The organism is Streptomyces sp. NPDC091280, from assembly GCF_044768565.1.
GTDB lineage: Bacteria > Actinomycetota > Actinomycetes > Streptomycetales > Streptomycetaceae > Streptomyces.
In genome coordinates this window covers 652436-673641 of record NZ_JBIVUZ010000003.1, presented here as the reverse complement: position 1 = coordinate 673641, position 21206 = coordinate 652436, and the positions used below count along the sequence as shown (strand labels likewise).

The following is a 21206-nucleotide window of genomic DNA, read 5'->3' as shown; positions in this document are numbered from 1 at the left end:
CCTTCATGCCTCCCGACCGCTGGCAGCAGCACAACATCATCTTCATCGACCGCGAACGCGCCCGGTGCGCCGCCGAGGAACGCGTCGGCCCGGCACTGCTCACGGCTGAGCAGGAAGGGCAGCTCACCGGCTGGTGGTTCATGAACAAGCAGCCCTGGCCCCTGCGGTACCGCGCCGACGAACCCTCGCCGGTCGTCGAGTCGCTGCTGCTCGAACTCGTCGGTGAGGGTGTCGCCACGTCGTGCCTGCCGGGTATCTACGAGCCTGAAGTGGACGCCTTCGGCGGGCCAAAGGCGATGGACGTCGCCCACGCGCTGTTCCACAGCGACTCCCGCCACCTGCTCGCTTACCGACTGCGCCGCGAGCATCTGGGACGCAAGGAGACTGCCGTCCTACTGGCGAGCGCCATGATGCGCGGTGCCGGACTGGACTGGTTCGAACAGGGCGACGTATGGGCGAAGGTCACCGCCCTCCGGACGCCCGCCACCCGTCTACCGCCACGACGAACTGCCGAACTGGCCGCTGCCATGCGGAGGTTGATGCTCGCCGATACTCATGGCCTCTGCCTCCCCGGCAGGCCGCTTCACGAGCACGACGAGTGGGTGACCGCCTTCGAGCGGGCCGGGGCCATGCTCGTCGACCTCGCTGGCAGGGGCGCGCTCACCCGTGGCCTGCGCGCCGTCATCGCCCACCACGTGATCTTCCACGCCAACCGCGCCGGTCTCCTCCGGGACGACCAGAGCGCCCTGGCCCACATTGCACGAGAGGTAGTCATGGGAACGAGTGACCGCACCGCGTCGCCCAACGAGGCAACAACCAGCGCCGATAGCGTCAACGGGGTGACCACCGACACGATCGCCACGGCGGACGCCGAACGCCTCCGCAACGCCCTGGTCGACCGGCTCCGCGCCGACGGGCACGCCCGCACACCCGCCGTCGAGACCGCCTTGCGGACCGTGCCTCGCCACGTGTTCGTGCCCGACGCCTCCCTCGAAGACGCCTACGCCAACGCCCCCGTGCACATCAAGTACGACACCGACGGCACCTCCATCTCCTGCGCCTCCCAGCCGGGCGTCGTCGCCCTCATGCTGGACCAGTTGGAGACCCAGCCCGGCGAACGCATCCTCGAACTCGGCGCCGGCACCGGCTACAACGCCGGCCTGCTCGCCCACTTGGTCGGCGAGAGCGGCCACGTGACCACCCTCGACGTGGACGAGGACCTCGTGGAGGGCGCCCGCGCGCATCTAGCCACGGCTGGGATCACCAACGCCGAGGCCGTGACCCGAGACGGCGCTCTCGGATACGCCGAGAGAGCGCCGTACGACCGGATCATCGCCACGGTCGGCGCGCACGGCGTACCGCATGCCTGGCTGCAGCAACTCGCTCCCGGCGGCCGGCTCCTCGTCCCTCAGCGCCTCAAGGGCACGGTGTCCCGCTCCATCGCCTACGAGCAGCGTGAAGGGCGTTGGGTCTCCCTCGGCAGCGAGATGAACACCTTCATGCCGCTCCGACGGGGCATCGCCGACGACGACCGCCGCGTCATCCCGCTCAGCACGGACGGAACCGTCCGCCTTCAGGCGCCCGCCGGGCAGCACATCGAAGCCGACGCCCTCGCCGGGGTCCTGGATCAGCCGCGCACCGAGGAGTGGACCGGTATGACGGTCCGCGCCATGGAGTCGCCGGAGTGGATGGAGCTGTTCCTCAGCTGCACGCTCCCCTCCGGTCTGATCCGGATGCTGTTCCCCCAGAGCGCGAAGGGCACTCTGCTCACCGAGGACCCCTATCCCTCATCGACCGCGGCCGTCGACAAAGGCGCCGTCACCTACCTCACCCGGCGCCTGTCCAACGAGAAGACCCCCGAGGGTGACAAGCTCTGGGAGTTCGGCGTCATCGGCCACGGCCCCGGCAGCGACGAGCTGGCCACGAAGGTCGCGGACGCCATCCGCACCTGGGACCGCGACTACCGCGACCGCGAGGCCACGTTCGAGATCCAGCCCCTCGACGCCCCCGCCATCGAGCAGCGCCCGGGCCTCTTCGCCCTCGGCACCCCGCTGAACCGCATCGTCGTCGACTGGCACTGACGCCGGACATGGAGCGGACGGTGGCCGCCAGCCCACGGCGGGCAGCCACCGTCACCTCAGCAGTCCTCACTCTCGTCCCGGGGGATCCATGGACCCGCACGGCCCCGTTGCCCAGCGCTTCCCTCTCGTCGCACGATTCCGACCCGCCTGCTTACCCCTGCCTCAACGCGTACGTGCACTCGTCGACTTGGCCGACACCGCGGTGAAGGCGGCCGACCAGGGACTCGCATCGGCCGTCTACAACCAGGCCGCTCTCATCGCCTCCGACCTCGGCCTCCCCGACCTCGCCCGCGAGATGTGCCACCAGCACGCCGCCGCCTACCTCCACGCATGCCCCCTGCCCGGCATGAGCGCCATCCGCGGACTGGAACCGGTCGTCAACCTCGCTCGCCTCCAGATCCGCGCCGGCCACCCCGACGACGGCCGTCACCGGCTCCTCAACCTGTACGAGGCCGTCGAGTCGGCCACGGCTGCCCGGTTCGAGGGTGTCGACGTACCCGCGGACCTCACCACGACCGACGAAGACCGCCAGGAAGTTCGCGCGTGGCTCTGGCGCGTCCTCCTCGCCGACGGCACGCGCACCCTCACCAACGAGGGGCGATGGGCCGAGGCCCTGGCACACATCGAAGCCCACCACGGCATCGGAAAGCGGATGCTCGACGGACGGCAGGTCGCCGTACTGGCCGCCCTCGTCGCGAACGACACGGCACAGGCTGCCGGCCTCCTCACCGACACCACCCCCGGCGATCCATGGGAGCAAGCTGTCACCGACTGCTTGACCGCTTTCTCCCGGATCAGCGCAAGGCAGTCCGTCGACGGACACCTGAAGGACCTGACGGCTGCCTATCTCGGGCGGAAGGCCGAACCCGGGACGACTGTCTTCGACATCCGACTCGGCCTTACCGTGCTCGACGCGATCGGCTCCACCGAGGCGCCCGCCGCACACCTCGTCGTCGAGGACCTCCACCGCAGGACGACGAACGCTGAGGACGGCTACGCGGCCCGTGAGAACCTGGCGCACCCGCTGTTCTCCGCCATCGCCACGGACCGGCAGTCGGCGGACTGCCGTGTGCTGGTTCGTGCCTGTCGCCTCGGGGGCGGCACCATCCCGGACACGCTGCGAGGAGAACTGGCGGGGGCTCTGATCGCCTGCGACAGCGTGATCCGGGAAGACCTCAGCACGTCGAGTGGCTGCAGGACTGGCCGAAGTCGCGGCTGAGGCAGCCCGGCCCGTCGGCTCTGGCACACGGCTGAAGACGACGAAGTGCCCCGACCAGTCAGAACAGGTCGGGGCGCTTCGCAGCAGGTCGGAGAGGGACTCCCCGCCCACCACCGGTAGGCCCTGTGGGACTCGAACCCACAACCAATGGATTAAAAGTCCACTGCTCTGCCAATTGAGCTAAGGGCCCAGGCGATGTTGCCTCCCCGAGCATAGCGGGACGTGGCCGTGTCTCCGATCGGGTATCGGGGACACGGCCGTGCCGGGCGGTCGAAGTGCGGGGAAAGATCCGGTCCGTTACGGGTCCACCTTCTCCGGGGCCCCCGCCCGCGCCGCCTCCCTCGCCTTCGTGCGGGCGTGTTCCGGGTTCAGGAACCAGTGGCGGGCCGAGGCCTGCCACCAGGTCGCGGCGAAGCCGAGGACGACCAGGACGGCGACGGGTGCGTAGTTGAAGGACTCCCAGGTGACCGGTGAGACCTGGGGCAGCATGAACAGCACGGTGATCACCGCGACCCACACCACCGACACGACCCCGATCACCCGCGACCACCGGCCCAGGTGCCAGGGCCCGCGCTGGAAGTCGTCGCCCTTGCCCAGTCGCAGCAGGGTCGGGATGACGTACGCGATGTAGAGGCCGATCACCGCGATGGACGTGACCGCCGCGTAGGCCGTCACATTGATCAGGTAGGGGAGGCCGAGGACGAGTGCGCCCGCCGCCGCCAGCCACACCGCCGCGACCGGGGTACGGGTCCGCGGGCTCACCGTGTGCCAGACGCGGGAGAACGGGAGCGCGCCGTCGCGTGAGAAGGCGTAGATCATGCGGCTGTTGGCCGTCACCGACGCCATTCCGCAGAAGAGCTGCGCGCCGATCACCACCAGGAGGAGCAGCTTCCCGCTCGTCGCTCCCAGCGCGTCGAGGAGGATCTGGGCCGGGGGCGCGCCGGTGGGCGACTTCAGTTCCGCGTCGTAGGACTGGATCGCGTACGTGAAGCCCAGCAGCAGGACGAAGCCGGCTATCCAGGACGTCCAGATGGAGCGGACGATGCCCTTCGGGCCCGCTGTCGACGCGTCGTGGGTCTCCTCCGTCATGTGGGCGGAGGCGTCGTAGCCGGTGAAGGTGTACTGCGCCATCAGGAGGCCCAGGAGGACCACGTAGACGCCGCTGCCCCAGCCGGTGTTGTTCACGAACTTCGTGAAGACGAAGGTCGTGGACTGGTGGTGGTCGGGGACGAAGGCCAGCGCGCCCACGATCACGCCGACGCCCAGGACGTGCCACCACACGCTCACGTTGTTGAGGAAGGCGACGATCCGCACGCCGAAGGTGTTGAGGAGGCCGTGCAGGATCAGGATCCCGGCGAAGAGGAGGACCGTGCGGCCCGGGGTGACCTTGAAGTCGAACTGGAGGTTCAGGTACGCGCCCAGGAAGGACGCGGCGCCGAAGTCGATGCCCGCGGTCACCGCGACCTGGCCGAGCACGTTGAACCAGCCGGTGAACCAGGCCCAGGCCGCCGCCGTGCGCGGGGGTGCCAGCCGGTGGGCCCAGAAGTAGAGGCCCGCCGAGGTCGGGTACGCCGAGCAGATCTCGGCCATCGACAGGCCGACGAACAGTGTCATCAGGCCTACGGCGACCCAGCCCCAGGTGATCACGGCCGGGCCGCCCGTGTTCATGCCGAACAGGTACAGCGTCAGGCAGCCCGACAGGACCGAGATGATCGTGAAGGAGACCGCGTAGTTGGAGAACGCCGACATGCGGCGGGCGAGAACCTGCGTGTAGCCGAGCTGGGCAAGCTGTTCTTCGTCAGAGAGAGATCCCTGGGACCCCTTTGACAGCCCACTCGCTATGGCGTCATCTGTCATGCCCCCAGCGATTCCCTCGCCGAGGGCGTGACATGCGTCACCTAAGGATTCGATAAGGACTCGATGTGGCTAAAAAATGCCCTTGTAGCCCTGCCAACCGGTCGAAATCTTCACCCGCGCCCCGAACGACCCCTTCCCGTCACCGCTGTTGCGGAACAGGTTGCCCGCCGAGTCCCGCTCGACCAGGTCCGCCCTCCCGTCCCCGGTGATGTCCCCGACGCCGACGACCGTGTCGTACGACCCGCCCCACGCCGTGAACAGCTTCGCCCGCGCCCCGAACGTGCCGTGGCCGGTGCCGTAGTAGCGGTACACGGTGTTCGACCTGTCCTGGGCGAGCAGGTCGCCGATGCCGTCGCCGTTCAGGTCGCCCACGCCGACGACCTTCTTGTACGTCTTCCAGTCGGCGTACAGCTTCACGCGGGCGGAGAGCTTGCCCGCGCCGGTGCCCTTGTAGAGGTAGACGTCCCCGGTGGACGTGCTGCGCGCGATCAGGTCCGGGCGGCCGTCACCGCTGATGTCACCGGGCGCGGTCAGCACGTCGTACTGGTTCCAGCCGCTGGTGCCGAGCGAGGTGTACGGCGTCGACGGCTTCAGCACCCCACCGCAGTCCGGCTTGTACGCGCGCAGCGCCCCGGTCTTCAGCCGGACCAGGACGTCGTTGCAGCGATCCCCGCTCAGGTCGCCGATCGACACCGCCTTGTCGGCCGTCGTCCAGCCGGTACTGCCACCGACCGGCAGGGAGAACGTGCCCTTGCCCGAGCCCTGCCGGAAGGCCAGCGTGCCCGAGGAGCTGAGGGTGCCCAGGTCGCCGACGGCGTCGCCGCCGATGTGGTCGTGCCGGGCCGGCGCGGCGTCGAGCAGCTGGACCGTGCCGCTCGCGGTCACCGGGGCGCCGACCTCGTCGGCCGGTGTGACCGACAGCGTCCAGTCGTACGACCCGTTCGTCAGGAACGCCCCCCTGGCGTCCGTCCCGAACCAGCCCACCTTCACCTCGCCGCGCGTCTCGCCGCCGGTCCGCGTGTCCACGACCTTGCCGGTGGCCCGGCTGCGCACGGTCAGCCGCCAGCCATCGGCCGGCTTCGACAGCAGCAGAGTGGTGAGGGTGGCCGGTGTCGTGTCGATGTCCCGCGCGCCGAGCACGACCGCCGAGTCGACCGGGGCGAGCAGGCGCAGCGGCTGCTGGGTCACGCCGGTCGGTACGAGGTGCACGCGCTCCTGGTCGTCGACGTAGGCCACGTTCCCGGTGGACTCGTCGACCGTCCAGCGCACCTCGCGCTGGGAGACACCGGTGTCGGGCAGCGCGCCGATCACGCGGCTCGCGGGGGTGCCGTCGGCGAACGTGGTGAGGACCAGCTGCCCGGCCCGTCTGTCGTGCGTGACGACGAATCCGTCGCCCAACTCCGCCTCGCCGGACGGGACTCGGACGGACTTCCGCGCCGTACGGTCGTAGACACCCGCTGTGCCGTCGGCGCAGCTCCAGTACAGCCAACGGCCGTTGGCCCGCAGTTCGGTGGGGGCGCAGCCGGCGTCGGTGGTGAGGGTCTCGGTGGTCTTCCTGGTGGTGAGGTCGTACGCCGTGACGGTGCCGGGGGTGGTGCCCGGCGTCCACAGGGTGTCGCCGGAGAGGGCGGCGGCGCCGGGGGTGCGGGTGAGCGCCGGGGCGCCGCTGTCGCCGATCCGGTAGACGGTCTGCGCGGTCGCCGTCGTGTGGATCAGATAGCGGCCGGAGACATCGGTGATCTGTCCGCCGGCGGGCACCGAACGCTCCCAATAACCGTACGGGCCGGACCCGTTGACGGTGAGACGGTCGTATTCGGCCGAGTTCTTCGACAGCCAGACCGCACGGTTGTCGTCCGTGCCGTGCAGCTGCGAGCAGCCGACCTCCGTGTCCGGGCAGTCGCCCACGAGCAGATCGGTCCCGTCGTACGAGGACCGCGCACCGAACGTGGGCGTACCGGTCGCGGCGACGGTCCGTACGTAGTCGTCGCGGTACCCGGCCCAGCTGGCGTCCGCGACGGTCAACCGCCCCTGCTCCAGGGCGATTCCCTGGATCTTGTACGGCGGTTTCGGCAGCGGCTTGACGAGGGTGACGGTCGGCCTGCCGTCGGGTCCGGCCTGGATGTGCTGGACGCCCCAGTCGTCGGCGCCGGTGCGGCCGACGATGACGGCGGTGCCGTCGGGGCCGACGGAGACACCGCTGTTCGAGGCGGCGATCAGGGTGACCGGGGCACCACCCGCGATCGGCAGGGCCGTCAGACGCGAACCGGTGCCGGGACGGTGGACGATCCAGTCACCGACGACGGAGAGACCGACGGACTGGCCGTCGCCGCTGCTGTCCCTGTCCAGAGTGACCTCGGCCGGGGCGGCCGACAGGTCGGCGCGGGAGAACACGAGTGCCGTGGTGCTGCTGTAGCCGCGATACGCCACGAGACGCTCGGGCGAGATCTTGCTCAGCGTGTAACCGGTCGGCAGGGCGGGCGTCCGGCTCGTGACCCGGCCGGTCGCCGGATCGACGGCGAGGAAGTGGTAGCCGTCGTCCGACTTGGCCAGGAAGACCAGCCCGGCGGTGTCCCCGTTGCGCGGGGCCGCGAGCGTCATGCCCTCGGGCACACCCGCGACGGTCACGTCACGTGTGCTCCCGTCGGGACCCGGGGTCAGCAGGTGCTTGACCTTGGTGACGGTCCCGTCCTCGGCGGTGACGTCCTGGTTGGTGACGGCCGTGCCGCCGTAGACGCCGTACAGGGTCTGGCCCGCGGGAACCCGAAGTGTGGTAGTCGTGCCGTCGACCGCGTTCCACAGGTCGACCCGGCCGTCGCTGTAGCGGTAGGAGAGCACGTCGCCGCCCGTGCCCCGGGTGATCACGCCGACCGGAACCGACGGCGCGTCGAAGGAACGACCGTCCGAGTAACGCGTCCACACCAGCCCCGCGTGGCCCTCCAGGTAGTGGAAGACGCCCTTGGTGCCTGCCGCGTCGGCCCCCTGGGTGTCCGCGTTGAAGAGCGAGGCCGTCGTGTACGTACCGCGCACCGTCGCCGGTACGACCGTCTCCTGCGCGGCGCCCACCGCAAACGCGGGCGCCGGCAGCAACGGACTCAGCCCGACGGCGAACACGGATGATACGGCGATGCCCACGAAGGCACGACGAGCCACGGAACCCTCCCCCAGAACAACCACTTCAGAACAGTCACTTCCCCCACAGAAGTAGGCCGATCTTACAGTCGGCGCTCGGCATGAGCACGCAAAAATGGCCCCCGCCCGAACCCGGGCGGGGGCCATCTCACCACTGCACTACGTCACTTGACGTCAGCCGTTGCGCTTCCAGCGCGGCTTGTCGTCGCGGCGGCCGAAGGAACCGGTGCCGGTACCCGTGCCGGTGGCGCCCCGGTGGCCGGACGGACGGTCGTGGCCGCCGGTGCGGAAGCCCGGACGGTCGCCCTGGCGGTCACGGTTGAACGGGCGGTCGCTGCCCCGGTGGCCGGTCGAGGGACGGTCGTCGCGACGGAAGCCGCCACGGTCGCCGCCCGAGGGACGGTCGTCACGGCGGAAACCACCGGAGGGGCGGTCGTCACGACGGTCGAAGGAACGGCCACCACGGTCACCGCCACGGTCGTCACGACGGTCGTCGCGACGGAAACCACCCGAGGGACGGTCGTCACGACGGTCGAAGGAACGGCCACCACGGTCGTTGTTGAAACCGCCGGACGGACGGTCGTCGCGACGGAAGCCGCCCGAGGGACGGTCATCGCGGCGGAAACCACCGGAGGGGCGGTCGTCACGACGGTCGAAGGAACGGCCACCACGGTCGTCACGACGGTCGTCGCGACGGAAACCACCCGAGGGACGGTCGTCACGACGGTCGAAGGAACGGCCACCACGGTCGCCGCCGCGGTCGTCCCGGCGGTCACGGCGCTCGTAGTTGCCCCGCTCGTCACGCTGCTGGCGCGGACGCTCGTACGACGACGGACGGTCGTACGACGACTCCTCGCGGACCGGTGCCTCGGCGGCCGGCTGCTGCTCGGCGGCCACGGCCTCCTCGACGGCCGCGGCGGCCTCGGCCACCGCCGCCTCCGGGTCCTCGCCGCGCTCGCGCGCCGCGCGGGCGACCAACCGGTCGGACTCCTCACGGAGTTCGGCGGCGCGGCGGGTGGCCCGCTCCAGTTCCTTGGTGAGCTGGACGACCTCGCGCTCGGCCTGCTGCGCGGCGTCGCCCGCCGACTGGGCCTGGACCTCGGTCATCGAACGGGCGCCGGTGATCTCGGCGACCTCGGGCTCGAAGGTCGTACCGGAGTTGATGATGTGACGGCCGGCGTCGACGCCCGCGTCCTCCATCAGCCGGAAGATCTGGCGGCGCTGGTGCGGGAGGGAGAGGGAGACGACCGTGCCGGTACGGCCGGCGCGGGCGGTGCGGCCGGCGCGGTGCAGGTAGTCCTTGTGGTCGCCGGCCGGGTCGACGTTCAGGACCAGGTCGATGCCGTCGACGTGGATGCCGCGGGCGGCCACGTCGGTCGCGACGAGCGCGTTGACGTAGCCCTCCTTGAAGTCCGCGAGCGTCCGCGTGCGGGCGCCCTGCGTCATGCCGCCGTGCAGCGCGTCGGCCTTCACACCGGCGTCGCGCAGCTGCTCGGCGATGCGGTCGGCGCCCAGCTGGGTGCGGACGAAGATGATCGTGCGGCCCTTGCGGGAGGCGATGGCCGCGGTGACCGGCGCCTTGTCCTTGGGCTTCACGATGAGGATGTGGTGGGACATCGTCGTGACGTTGCCCTGCGCGCTGTCCACCTCGTGGGTGACCTCGTCGGTGAGGTAGCGCTTGACGAGGGTGGAGATCTCGTTCTCCATCGTCGCCGAGAACAGCATGCGCTGGCCGCCGGCCGGAACCTGGTCGAGCAGCTCGGTGACCTCGGGCAGGAAGCCCAGGTCGGACATCTGGTCGGCCTCGTCGAGGACGGCGATCCGCACGTCTTCGAGGGAGCAGGCGCCGCGGTTGATGATGTCGCGCAGGCGGCCGGGGGTGGCGACGAGGACGTCGACGCCACGCTCAAGGGCGTAGATCTGGTTGCCCATCGACGTGCCGCCGCAGACGACCTTCATCTTCAGGCCGAGGACGTCGCCGTAGGGCTGGAGCGCGTCGGCGACCTGCATCGCCAGCTCGCGGGTCGGGGTGAGGATCACGCCGCGGGGGCGCTTGCGCTCGGTGTGGCCGCCGGACAGCTGAGCCAGCAGCGGCAGGCCGAACGAGAGGGTCTTGCCGGAGCCGGTGCGGCCACGGCCGAGGATGTCCTTGCCGGCCAGGGCGTCCGGGATGGTCGCCGCCTGGATCGGGAAGGGGGTGGTCACGCCGTTCTGCGCGAGCTTGCGCACGACGCCCTCGGGGAGACCGAGGTCCGCGAAGGTGACCTCGGGGGTCTGTGCGGAGGCGTCCACGGCCGTCTCGGTGCCCTCGTTCTCGGGCATGACGACGTGATCAGTACTGGAAATGGACATGCGAATGCGAAACCTTCCGGAGTCTCCGTCGGCACGCGCCCGTCAACTCCGTGATTCGCTATCGACCGCCTCAATGCGGTCCGCCACGGCAAGGGAGAGTACGCGCCACACGGCGCGCTCTACAGTGGCGCCGGGCAATGGGATCAAACGATCTACCACCTTACGCACCTACCACCCCCCAACGCAAACCAGCCGTCGTTGACGTACATCACAGCCGCCACCGCGCCCGTCACATGCGCCCCTGCGCCCGTCACGGCCGCCCCTACGCCGGTGACCCGGCCGCCGGTGCCGGCTCCCGGTCGACCAGTTGCGGCACCGGGTCCTCGTGCGCGGAGGACGAGGGCTCCGCGACGGTCGGGTCCGGAGACGACGGCTGCTGGCTCGGCGTCGGGTCCGGGGGCGGCGGTGTCCGCGAGACGGTGGGCTGCGGCGCGGCCGTGCTCGGCACACCCGGCTTCGCGCTCGTACCCGGTCTGGGCGCCGTGGAGGCGGACGGGCTCACCGCGCCCCCCGGCGCCGACGGCGAGGCCGAACCCGCCGCGGACTCACCGGGCTCGGGCTTCCCGTGCCCGTGCTTCCCGTCCCCCGCCGACCCGCCGTACCCGAGCCCGCCGCCCGGCGCCCCGGAACCGCCGTCGGGCACGTCACCGACGTGCCGTCCGGCCGAGTGCGAGGGCTTGGCACCGCCGCCCGCGTCGTCTCCCACGCTCATACAGCCGGCGGCAGCGGCTACGACCGCGACCGCGGCGGCCAGACGGACGGGTACGTACATGGGGCGCACGGGGCCACCTCCGAGGGCGGAAAAAGGAGTCGTCCTCTCAACTCCCGCCGCCCACCGGAAGACACGCGCCGCGCGCCCACCGCGCGTTTCCGGCCGGGACTTGGCCTGCGTCCGACGCCGACTCGCCACCAAGGCGGCCGGCCCCACCCCGGTCGTCCACGCCAGGCCGGGAACCACCCCCCGTCCGCGCCGGGAGCGCGAACGACCCCGAACCCGCGTTCGTCCCGGACAATGGGTGTGTGCTGGAAATGACACGCGAGGCGTTCGAAGAGCTGGTGAGTGAGGCCCTGGACCGGATTCCGCCCGAGCTGACGCGGGTCATGGACAACGTGGCCGTGTTCGTCGAGGACGAACCCGACCCCGCCGACCCCGAACTCCTCGGCCTCTACGAGGGCACACCCCTCACCGAACGCGGTGAGTGGTACGCGGGCGTTCTCCCCGACCGGATCTCCATCTACATGGGCCCGACCCTGCGCTACTGCGCGACCACCGAGGACGTCGTCCACGAGGTCGCGGTCACCGTCGTGCACGAAGTCGCCCACCACTTCGGCATCGACGACGAACGCCTCCACGAACTCGGCTGGGGCTGACCCACCCTCCGGCCCCCACCCGGCCCGCATACACGCCCCCACTCCTGGGCATACGGGACCAATGGCCAGCGTCCCCGTCGCAGCCCTGAACCGCCTCCGCCCGGTCCGGCGCGCCCTGACCCACCGCTACCGCGCCCGCCGCCCCCGCCGCACGCTCGAACTCGTCCCCCGGCCCCACCCCTGGTCCCGCGCCCTCGGCCTGATCACGGTCGTCCTCGTCGGGGCCTGGCTCGGCCTGCTCGTCGTCGGCGACGTGCGCGCCCAGGTGGGCCCCATGAACACCACCATGACCCTGCGCCCCTCCTTCACCGGCGGCACGAAGATCAACATCTCCCCGCTCGGCGCCCTCTCCCTCGACAGCCACCACGCGCCCGTCCGCCTCGACGTCAACGTCGACCAGCTCGACCCGGAACGCTCCCAGGCGCTCGTCGACCACCCCGAGCGCATCTCCGGCCTCCAGGACGAGGTCGCCCACGACGTCGAACACGGCACCCTCGACCTCGCCGTACGCTCCTGCGCCGCCGTCGTCCTCGGCGCCACCACCCTCGGCCTCGCCGTCTACCGCCGCCCCCGCCGCGCCCTCACCGCCGGCGGCCTCGCCCTCACCCTCCTCGCCGCGTCCGGAGCGACCGCCTACGCGACCTGGAACCCCAAGTCCATCCTGGAACCCAGGTTCTCCGGGCTGCTCTCCTCGGCCCCCTCCGTGGTCGGCAACGCACGCAGCATCGTGACTGAATTCGACGTCTACCAGCAGGAGTTGGCCCGCCTGGTGACCAACGTGACCAAGCTCTACGACGTCACCTCCACCCTCCCCGCCTACCAGCCGGACCCCACCACCATCCGCGTCCTGCACGTGTCCGACATCCACCTCAACCCCGCCGGCTGGAAGATCATCGCCTCGCTGGTCAAGCAGTACGAGGTGAACGTCATCGTCGACACCGGCGACACCATGGACCACGGCACAGCCGCCGAGAACGGCTTCCTGGACCCCATCGCCGACCTCGGCGCCCCCTATGTCTGGGTCAGGGGCAACCACGACTCCCTCGTCACCCAGCGCTATCTGGAGCGGATGAAGAACGTGCACGTCCTGGACGGCGGCCGGGCGGAAACGATCGCGGGCGTGCGCTTCGCGGGCATCGGCGACCCCCAGTTCACCCCCGACCGCTCGGTCGCCATCGGCGGCGAGGCGGCCGAGGAGCTGGCCGGCGACCAGCTCGCCTCCGCCCTGCGCGACCAGCGGGCCGCCGGCACCCCCGTCGACATCGCCCTGGTCCACGAACCCTCGGCGGCCCGCCGGACGGACGGCGAGGTCCCGCTCGTGCTGGCCGGACACCTCCACCACGAGGGCACCGAGGTCATGAAGCACGGCACCCGCCTGCGCATCGAGGGCTCGACCGGCGGCAGCGGCCTGCGCGCGGTGGAGGGCAAGTACCCCGACCCCATCGAGGCGTCGATCCTCTACGTCGACCGCGACACCCGCCGCCTCCAGGCCTGGGACGAGATCAGGCTCGGCGGCCTGGGCCTCACCACGGCGGAGGTCAGCCGCCACCTCCCGAAGGAGAACCTGCCGGGCGCGTCCGGGCCCGCGACGCCGTCCCCGAGCCCCTCCCCCACCCCCTCCACCCCGGCCCCGTAAACCGTTTTGGCGATACCTCCCGCCATCCCATATGCTTCTCACGTCCCCGACGCGCTGAGAAGCGCCCAGGCGGGCCGATAGCCCTCATCGTCTAGCGGCCTAGGACGCCGCCCTTTCAAGGCGGTAGCACGGGTTCGAATCCCGTTGGGGGCACGCAACACCGTGTGCGACACTGGCTCAGCCAGTCCGCACACAACAGCTGGGTCCTGTGGAGCAGTTTGGAGTGCTCGCCACCCTGTCAAGGTGGAGGCCGCGGGTTCAAATCCCGTCAGGACCGCTGAGGTTTCCCCGGAAACCTCGTGGCTGGGTAGCTCAGTTGGTACGAGCGATCGCCTGAAAAGCGATAGGTCGCCGGTTCGACCCCGGCCCCAGCCACCGGATCGAAAGCCCTGTCCCATCGGGACGGGGCTTTCGTCGTCACCGGTCAGCGGACGACACAGGGTGGGGCGCGATGGGCCAGGACACGGACCTGGAGAAGATACGGGCGCGGTACGGACTGCTCGCGGTGGTCGGCAGCAACCTCGCGATCACCCTGGTGGCGATCTTCGGGGTGTGGCAGCTGGACGGCGACCGCGCGGTGATCGTGGGTGTCCTGACCTCGGCGTTCACGGCGATGGCGGGCCTGACGACGGCGTACCTGGGGATCAAGGCCGTATCGAACACGGCACAGTCGATGTCCAGCAAGAGCACCGGCGCGGCCACCGGCGCGGAGAACGGCACCGGGCAGCCGTAGCCGGCGCCCACCCCCGCCAAATCATTCGCCAGGAATTTCGCGAAGGTGAGATCCTGGACGGCGTATGTCTACGCACCCCGCCTCCGCGCCCGGCTCCTCCGCCTCCGGTACCGCCGGTCCCGGCGCCTCCGCCCTCGGCGATCTCGCCCCCCGCCTGACCGAGCTGACCCTGCGCGACGCGCACCGGCTCGGGCGCAGGCTCGAAGGCGCGCGCAGGATACGCAAGCCGGAGGCCCGGGCCGCCGTGCTCGCCGAGATCGAGGCCGAGGTGGCCCGCGGCGAGGAGCGGATGGCCGAACGGCGCCGTCGTGTCCCCGCGATCTCGTATCCCGAGCAGCTGCCGGTCAGCCAGAAGAAGGACGACATCGCCGCCGCGATCCGTGATCACCAGGTGGTGATCGTGGCCGGTGAGACCGGCTCCGGCAAGACGACCCAGATCCCGAAGATCTGTCTCGAACTCGGCCGCGGCGTCCGCGGCATGATCGGGCACACCCAGCCCCGCCGGATCGCCGCCCGGACCGTGGCGGAACGGGTCGCCGAGGAGATGGACACCCCGCTCGGCGAGGCCGTCGGCTGGAAGGTCCGCTTCACGGACCAGGTGAACCCGGAGTCGACGTTCATCAAGCTGATGACGGACGGCATCCTGCTCGCCGAGATCCAGACCGACCGCGAACTGCGCGCCTACGACACGATCATCATCGACGAGGCCCACGAGCGGTCCCTCAACATCGACTTCCTGCTCGGCTATCTGGCCCAACTGCTGCCCAAGCGCCCGGACTTGAAGGTCGTCATCACCTCGGCGACGATCGACCCGGAGCGTTTCTCACGGCACTTCGGCGATGCCCCGATCATCGAGGTCAGCGGCCGGACGTATCCGGTGGAGGTGCGCTACCGCCCGCTCCTCGAAGACGACTCCGAGGACGCCGACCGCGACCAGATCACCGCGATCTGCGACGCCGTCGAGGAGCTCCAGGGCGAGGGCAAGGGCGACATCCTGGTCTTCCTGTCCGGCGAGCGGGAGATCCGCGACACGGCGGACGCGCTGGAGAAGAAGAACTACCGCTTCACAGAGGTGCTGCCGCTGTACGCCCGGCTCTCGCACGCGGAGCAGCACCGGGTGTTCCAGCAGCACACGGGCCGCAGGATCGTTCTGGCGACCAACGTCGCCGAGACCTCCCTCACCGTGCCGGGCATCAAGTACGTCATCGACCCCGGCTTCGCCCGCATCAGCCGCTACAGCCACCGGACGAAGGTGCAGCGGCTGCCCATCGAGGCGGTCAGCCAGGCAAGTGCCAATCAGCGCAAGGGCCGTTGCGGCCGTACGTCCGACGGCATCTGCGTCCGGCTCTACTCCGAGGACGACTTCCTCGCCCGTCCGGAGTTCACCGACGCCGAGATCCTGCGGACGAACCTCGCCTCGGTCATCCTCCAGATGACGGCGGCCGGGCTCGGGGACATCGAGAAGTTCCCGTTCATCGATCCGCCGGACCACCGCAACATCCGTGACGGCGTCCAACTCCTCCAGGAACTGGGCGCGTTGGACCCGGCCGAGAAGGACCCGCGCAAGCGGCTCACGCAGACGGGCCGCAAGCTCGCCCAACTGCCCGTGGACCCGCGGCTGGCCCGCATGGTCCTGGAGGCCGACAAGAACGGCTGTGTCCGCGAGGTCATGGTGATCGCCGCCGCGCTCTCCATCCAGGACCCGCGCGAGCGCCCGGCCGACAAGCAGACGCAGGCCGACCAGCAGCACGCCCGCTTCCGGGACGAGACGAGCGACTTCCTCGCCTTCCTGAACCTGTGGCGGTACATCCGCGAGCAGCAGAAGGAGCGCGGCTCCTCGGCGTTCCGCCGGATGTGCAAGCAGGAGTACCTGAACTTCCTCCGGATCCGCGAGTGGCAGGACATCTACAGCCAACTCCGCACGGTGGCCCGGCAGATGGGCATCCAGTTCAACGAGGAGGACGCGGCCGAGCAGAGCGTCCACGTCTCGCTCCTGGCCGGACTCCTGTCCCACATCGGCATGAAGGACGTGAAGGACGGCGCGAAGAACGAGTATCTGGGCGCCCGCAGCGCCAAGTTCGCGATCTTCCCCGGCTCGGCGCTCTTCAAGAAGACCCCGCGTTTCGTCATGTCGGCGGAACTGGTGGAGACTTCACGCCTCTGGGCGCGCGTCAACGCGAAGATCGAGCCCGAGTGGGTCGAGCCCCTCGCCGGCCACCTCCTGAAGCGGACGTACAGCGAACCGCACTGGGAGAAGGACCAGGCGGCCGTGATGGCCTTCGAGAAGGTCACGCTCTACGGCGTCCCGATCATCGCCCAGCGCAAGGTGAACTACGGCCGCATCGACCCGGAGGCGAGCCGCGAGCTGTTCATCCGCAACGCGCTGGTCGAGGGCGACTGGCGCACGCACCACAAGTTCTTCGCCGACAACCGAAAACTCCTCACCGAGGTCGAGGAGTTGGAGCACCGGGCCCGGCGCCGGGACATCCTGGTCGACGACGAGACGCTCTACGACTTCTACGACCAGCGGGTGCCCGAACACGTCGTGTCCGGCGCGCACTTCGATTCCTGGTGGAAGCACAAGCGGCACGAAGAGCCCGAACTCCTCGACTTCGAGCGCTCTATGCTCATCAACGAGCGTGCGGGCGACATCAGCAAGGACGACTATCCGGACTCGTGGCGGCAGGGGCCGCTCAAGTTCCGGGTGACGTACCAGTTCGAGCCGGGCGCGGACGCCGACGGTGTCACGGTCCACATCCCGCTGCACGTCCTCAACCAGGTCACGGACGAGGGCTTCGACTGGCAGATCCCGGGCCTGCGGGAGGAGGTCGTGACGGAACTGATCCGCTCCCTCCCGAAGCCGATCCGCCGCAACTACGTACCGGCCCCGAACTTCGCCCAGCGCTTCCTGGCGACGGCGGCCCCGTTGCGGGAGTCCCTCACCACGACGATGGCCCGTGAGCTGAAGCGGATGGTCGGAGTCCCCTTCACGGCCGACGACTTCGACTGGTCGAAGGTCCCGGACCATCTCCTCGTCACCTTCCGGATCGTCGACGAACGACGTCGGAAGCTGGCCGAGGACAAGGACCTGGAGGCGCTGAAGCTCCGGCTCAAGCCGAAGGCGCGGCAGGCGATCTCGCAGGCGGCAGCGGCGACGGCCGAACGCGAGGGCGGGGAGTCCCTGGAGCGCCAGGGCCTGACCGACTGGTCGATCGGCACCCTGTCGCGGGTCTTCGAGACGCGCCGGGCGGGCCAGCCGGTGAAGGCGTACCCGGCGCTGGTCGACGACGGCGACACCGTCTCCGTACGGCTCTTCGACACGGAGGCCGAGCAGGCGGAGGCGATGTGGAAGGGCACGCGGCGGCTGATCGTCCGCAACATCCCGGTCAATCCGGCGAAGTTCGCTTCCGAAAAGCTCACCAACGCGCAGAAGCTCGCGCTGTCGGCGAATCCGCACGGTTCGATCCAGGCGCTGTTCGACGACTGCGCGCTGGCCGCCGCCGACAAACTCATCGGCGACTTCGGCGGACCGGCGTGGGACGAGGAGTCGTACCGGAAGCTGTACGAGCGGGTGCGGGCGGAGATCGTCGACACGACGGTCCGGGCCGTGGGCCAGGTCCAGCAGGTGCTGGCCGCCTGGCAGGCCTGTGAGCGCCGTCTGAAGGCGGCGCACAGCCCGGCCCTGCTGCCGAACCTCGCGGACGTACGGGCCCAGTTGGACGCGCTGGTGAAGCCCGGCTTCGTCACGGCGGCCGGGATACGCCGGCTCCCCGACCTGATGCGCTACCTGGTGGCCGCGGACCGCCGGCTCCAGCAGATGCCGACCGGGGTCCAGCGGGACACCACCCGCATGGAGAAGGTGCACGAGATGCAGGACGAGTACGCCTGGCTCCTCGAACAACTCCCGCAAGGCCGGCCGGTGCCCTCCTCCGTGCGGGACATCCGCTGGATGATCGAGGAGCTCCGGGTCAGCTACTTCGCGCACGCGCTGGGCACGGCGTACCCGGTCTCCGACAAGCGGATCGTGAAGGCGATCGACGCCGCCGCGCCGTGACGGCACCCGCACACAGGGTGAGTTCGACCAGGCGGGCCACCCTCCTGTACAGTCTCGTCTCGCAGCACAACGCACCATCAAGTGCCGCGAAACCAGGTCCTGTGGAGCAGTTTGGAGTGCTCGCCACCCTGTCAAGGTGGAGGCCGCGGGTTCAAATCCCGTCAGGACCGCAGTGAACGACCAAGGCCCGCAACTCTCCGGAGACGCGGGCCTTATTCGTGCGCCTGCGGCGCAGCCGCAATCGGGTACGGCAAATCCCGTCGGGATCGCGCCGAGCATGCGAAAGCCCGGGTCCCCCGACCCGGGCTTTCGCGCGTTCCGGCGTCCCCGTGGCCGCTACGGCGCCCTTGACGCCCCCACCGCCGCCAGGTACCCAGAAACCAGGGCCCGTTCCCGGCAGGCTCCCTGGAGGTGGCGCATGGCGGCTTCGGTCAGGCATGAGACGCGGGCTCTGCTCCGCGCGCATCTGTCGGCCGCCAGCTCGTACCGCCATGTGACCCGGCACTGTCCCATCTGCCACCGACTGCTGCGGCTGGCCCTGGACTCGCCTCCGCCACCGGAGCCCCAGGACGATCCACCGGACCAACTCCCCTAGCGCACATAGGTCAGCGGCAACAAGTCCCCTGGCATGTGACGGGTGTCACCGCATAAGTTTTTGAAACGGTGGAACTTAAGACTCGCCTACAACTGGTCAATTTAATATGTGCAATTGCACCCCTGTGAGCAGTGGTCCACAGGAGATCCGACAGCCCTCCCCAGACTCCGACAAGGTCCCTCACAGGAGCCCGTGGCAGCCGCGCACGGAGCCACGACCAGGCACAAAAAAGATCGCGCTGGACCCGGCGGAGTCCAGCGCGATCTACGACGCACCCTGTGTTCACATGTCTAAGAGCGTTGGGCGTGGGCTCTGTTGGGGCAGAACCCGCGTCGCTTGGAGCTGTGCTGTTCGGGCGCCTGACCGGTTGGGGGACCAGCCGTTTCGCCCGTGTTCAGTTGGTCAGGCTTCGCTGCGCTGCTGCGGAATGCCCGCGAGCAGTGCACGGACCTCCGCCTCGCGGTAACGGCGGTGTCCGCCGAGCGTGCGAATCGAAGTGAGCTTGCCGGCCTTCGCCCACCGCGTGACCGTCTTGGGGTCCACACGGAACATCGTGGCGACCTCAGCCGGGGTCAGCAGCGGCTCGGCATCAGGGGTGCGAGCGGTCATGAGCGGCCTCCTCGGGAGAACCGAACCTTCTCGGTTCTTTCCTCTAAATTCTGCACCTTGACCCGCGTTGCCCGAAATGGCGGACGCGAGTCGAGTCGGTTATAGGACGAACGGCATGTCCTCGGCACTACAACTACACCATCTGTCCAACCCCTACGGCCAAACCGATGGAATTGCCCTCCCAGGTGTCCATCAGCGACGGAAGCCGATGGACCATGCCATAACGGACAGTCACACCACTGTGACGATCAGTCACAGGGTGATCAGGAGTCATCCAGACCCCCCAAAACACGCAATGCTGAGATTCCGCCCACAACGGGACGGACAGAGTCCTCCCCGGACTCCTTGTCCTATTTTGGCATGAGGGCGGGCAAGGGGCGCAAGGGATCCGCACGTGCGATCCGTCACGCTTGACATCAATCGTCCGGATCGGGACCTACGTCCCGTGTTGACGAACCGTAAGAATCCTATGCGCACTTGTTCGAAGGTGTCAGCCTCGTCGGCCTCGCCGACCCCGTCGATCAGGGCCTCAGTTCGCCGAACGCCGGTCCCTGACCGACCGCCACCGCTCCACGAGCCGCCCATAGGCCTCGCCCGCCGCCGCGCCGTCCCCGGTCCGCAGCGCCTCGATGCCCTCGGCGACGTCCGCCGCCGAGTGGTCGTCCTCCAGCTCGCCGGCCGGCAGGACGTGCACGAGCCCGCCGTAGTCCAGTTCCACAAGCGAACGCGGATGGAACTCCTCCAGCCAGCGCCCCACATCCACCAGACCGTCGATCAGCGGACCGTCGTCGAGGGTGTCCTTCAGCGTCCGCAGCGCCCGCGCCGTGCGCCGCCGTGCCTGCACCATCGGCGTCCGGTAGCGCAGCATCGGCGGATCGTCCCCGGAGGCCTTGTCGTAGCGGCGCTCGTCGTCCCCCACGAGCACGAACCAGTTCAGCGGCACCTGCCAGGTCGCCGTCCGGATCCACGGCCGCGCGTCCGGGTTGCGGGCCAGCCAGCGCTCGTAGTCCTGCGTGGCCTGATGCCGTACGAGCGGCGGCAGTACGGCGTCCAGGACCGACGGCGGAAGGTCCTCCGCGAGGTCTCCCAGGGCCTGCCAGCCGCGCAGCCGGGTGCGCCAGGGGCAGACGCAGACCACGCCGTCGACCTCCACCACGAAGGCGTCGGCGCTCTCGTGCACCGGCACCGCGACCGGCGGGGTGGGCAGCAAGTCGGCCAGCGCCCGGCGCAGTTCGTCCTGGTACGAGGGACGGTCGGGCCGGCGGGCGTAGCGCGTCCAGTGGCCGCGCTCCGGCTCCGGGAAAGCTGCCAGTGGTTCGTAGACCCGTAGATAGGTCGCGTAGGGGACGACCACCGAGGACACCTTCTTGGGCACGCCTGCTCCCTCCCCCGCCGACCGTCAGGAAAACCTTCGGAACCCGCTCACAAACGGGCGGGAAAACTATGCAAATCGTCGCACGGACACCCCCCTTCGGTAGGTGATCCTGAACACTGCACCGATGGCGGTCACACGCAGGCCCTACGCTCGTGCCACGGCACCCGCCACCCCTACGGGAGCCTGTCTCCAACC

The 21206-nt window shown here is 69.8% G+C and carries 13 protein-coding genes and 5 tRNA genes; 11 read left to right on the top strand and 7 right to left on the bottom strand.

The window, feature by feature from the left end:
* Positions 1 to 5: 5 nt before the first annotated feature.
* On the top strand, positions 6 to 2081 hold the full coding sequence (gene fxlM, locus ACIQPR_RS13145) for a methyltransferase, FxLD system (protein WP_403646288.1): 2076 nt from the start codon (positions 6 to 8) through the stop codon (positions 2079 to 2081).
* An 88-nt stretch (positions 2082 to 2169) separates the two neighbouring features.
* On the top strand, positions 2170 to 3300 hold the full coding sequence (locus ACIQPR_RS13140; protein WP_403646286.1) for a hypothetical protein: 1131 nt from the start codon (positions 2170 to 2172) through the stop codon (positions 3298 to 3300).
* Between the two features lie 117 nt (positions 3301 to 3417).
* On the opposite strand, the gene ACIQPR_RS13135 is transcribed toward ACIQPR_RS13140, so the two are convergent.
* The 5 genes from ACIQPR_RS13135 to ACIQPR_RS13115 form a co-directional block, all read right to left on the bottom strand.
* A tRNA-Lys gene (locus tag ACIQPR_RS13135) sits at positions 3418 to 3490 on the bottom strand.
* Positions 3491 to 3597: 107 nt separating this feature from the next.
* Complete coding sequence (locus ACIQPR_RS13130; protein ID WP_403646283.1) at positions 3598 to 5157, bottom strand: amino acid permease; 1560 nt, start codon at positions 5155 to 5157, stop codon at positions 3598 to 3600.
* A gap of 69 nt (positions 5158 to 5226) precedes the next feature.
* Positions 5227 to 8307 carry an FG-GAP-like repeat-containing protein gene (locus ACIQPR_RS13125; protein WP_403646280.1) on the bottom strand — a complete coding sequence of 1027 codons (3081 nt, stop codon included), beginning with the start codon at positions 8305 to 8307 and terminating at the stop codon, positions 5227 to 5229.
* Positions 8308 to 8460: 153 nt separating this feature from the next.
* Entirely contained in the window at positions 8461 to 10638 is a 2178-nt protein-coding gene (locus ACIQPR_RS13120; RefSeq protein ID WP_403646278.1) for a DEAD/DEAH box helicase, read from the bottom strand.
* A gap of 262 nt (positions 10639 to 10900) precedes the next feature.
* Positions 10901 to 11410, bottom strand: a complete 510-nt coding sequence (locus tag ACIQPR_RS13115; RefSeq protein ID WP_403646276.1) for a hypothetical protein — start codon at positions 11408 to 11410, stop codon at positions 10901 to 10903.
* Positions 11411 to 11658: 248 nt separating this feature from the next.
* Between ACIQPR_RS13115 and ACIQPR_RS13110 the strand changes: the two genes are divergently transcribed.
* The 9 genes from ACIQPR_RS13110 (at position 11659) to ACIQPR_RS13070 (ending at position 19027) form a co-directional block, all read left to right on the top strand.
* A complete protein-coding gene (locus tag ACIQPR_RS13110) occupies positions 11659 to 12009 on the top strand; it encodes a metallopeptidase family protein (RefSeq protein WP_200689643.1) in 351 nt (116 codons plus the stop codon).
* 61 nt (positions 12010 to 12070) lie between these two features.
* Positions 12071 to 13645: a metallophosphoesterase gene (locus ACIQPR_RS13105; protein ID WP_403646273.1), complete on the top strand. Its 1575-nt coding sequence runs from the start codon at positions 12071 to 12073 to the stop codon at positions 13643 to 13645.
* A gap of 80 nt (positions 13646 to 13725) precedes the next feature.
* A tRNA-Glu gene (locus ACIQPR_RS13100) sits at positions 13726 to 13798 on the top strand.
* A gap of 49 nt (positions 13799 to 13847) precedes the next feature.
* Positions 13848 to 13922, top strand: a tRNA-Asp gene (locus ACIQPR_RS13095).
* 24 nt (positions 13923 to 13946) lie between these two features.
* Positions 13947 to 14020: transfer RNA gene (locus tag ACIQPR_RS13090), tRNA-Phe, on the top strand.
* A gap of 76 nt (positions 14021 to 14096) precedes the next feature.
* Positions 14097 to 14378: a hypothetical protein gene (locus tag ACIQPR_RS13085; protein ID WP_403646271.1), complete on the top strand. Its 282-nt coding sequence runs from the start codon at positions 14097 to 14099 to the stop codon at positions 14376 to 14378.
* A 64-nt stretch (positions 14379 to 14442) separates the two neighbouring features.
* A complete protein-coding gene (gene hrpA, locus ACIQPR_RS13080; RefSeq protein ID WP_403646267.1) occupies positions 14443 to 18432 on the top strand; it encodes an ATP-dependent RNA helicase HrpA in 3990 nt (1329 codons plus the stop codon).
* A gap of 95 nt (positions 18433 to 18527) precedes the next feature.
* Positions 18528 to 18602, top strand: a tRNA-Asp gene (locus tag ACIQPR_RS13075).
* Positions 18603 to 18850: 248 nt separating this feature from the next.
* On the top strand, positions 18851 to 19027 hold the full coding sequence (locus tag ACIQPR_RS13070) for a DUF6274 family protein (protein ID WP_236584730.1): 177 nt from the start codon (positions 18851 to 18853) through the stop codon (positions 19025 to 19027).
* Between the two features lie 402 nt (positions 19028 to 19429).
* Here ACIQPR_RS13070 and bldC read toward each other — a convergent pair whose 3' ends face one another.
* Entirely contained in the window at positions 19430 to 19636 is a 207-nt protein-coding gene (bldC, locus tag ACIQPR_RS13065; RefSeq protein ID WP_003949541.1) for a developmental transcriptional regulator BldC, read from the bottom strand.
* Between the two features lie 529 nt (positions 19637 to 20165).
* Complete coding sequence (locus tag ACIQPR_RS13060) at positions 20166 to 21011, bottom strand: hypothetical protein (protein WP_403646264.1); 846 nt, start codon at positions 21009 to 21011, stop codon at positions 20166 to 20168.
* Positions 21012 to 21206 lie beyond the last annotated feature (195 nt).

Bases quoted from the DNA above. Each gene is read 5' to 3' on its own strand.
- fxlM (WP_403646288.1), top strand. From the start codon at position 6: ATGCCTCCCGACCGCTGGCAGCAGCACAACATCATCTTCATCGACCGC.
- ACIQPR_RS13140 (WP_403646286.1), top strand. From the start codon at position 2,170: ATGGACCCGCACGGCCCCGTTGCCCAGCGCTTCCCTCTCGTCGCACGA.
- ACIQPR_RS13130 (WP_403646283.1), bottom strand. From the start codon at position 5,157: ATGACAGATGACGCCATAGCGAGTGGGCTGTCAAAGGGGTCCCAGGGA.
- ACIQPR_RS13120 (WP_403646278.1), bottom strand. From the start codon at position 10,638: ATGTCCATTTCCAGTACTGATCACGTCGTCATGCCCGAGAACGAGGGC.
- ACIQPR_RS13115 (WP_403646276.1), bottom strand. From the start codon at position 11,410: ATGTACGTACCCGTCCGTCTGGCCGCCGCGGTCGCGGTCGTAGCCGCT.
- ACIQPR_RS13105 (WP_403646273.1), top strand. From the start codon at position 12,071: ATGGCCAGCGTCCCCGTCGCAGCCCTGAACCGCCTCCGCCCGGTCCGG.
- ACIQPR_RS13085 (WP_403646271.1), top strand. From the start codon at position 14,097: ATGGGCCAGGACACGGACCTGGAGAAGATACGGGCGCGGTACGGACTG.
- hrpA (WP_403646267.1), top strand. From the start codon at position 14,443: ATGTCTACGCACCCCGCCTCCGCGCCCGGCTCCTCCGCCTCCGGTACC.
- ACIQPR_RS13070 (WP_236584730.1), top strand. From the start codon at position 18,851: ATGGCGGCTTCGGTCAGGCATGAGACGCGGGCTCTGCTCCGCGCGCAT.
- bldC (WP_003949541.1), bottom strand. From the start codon at position 19,636: ATGACCGCTCGCACCCCTGATGCCGAGCCGCTGCTGACCCCGGCTGAG.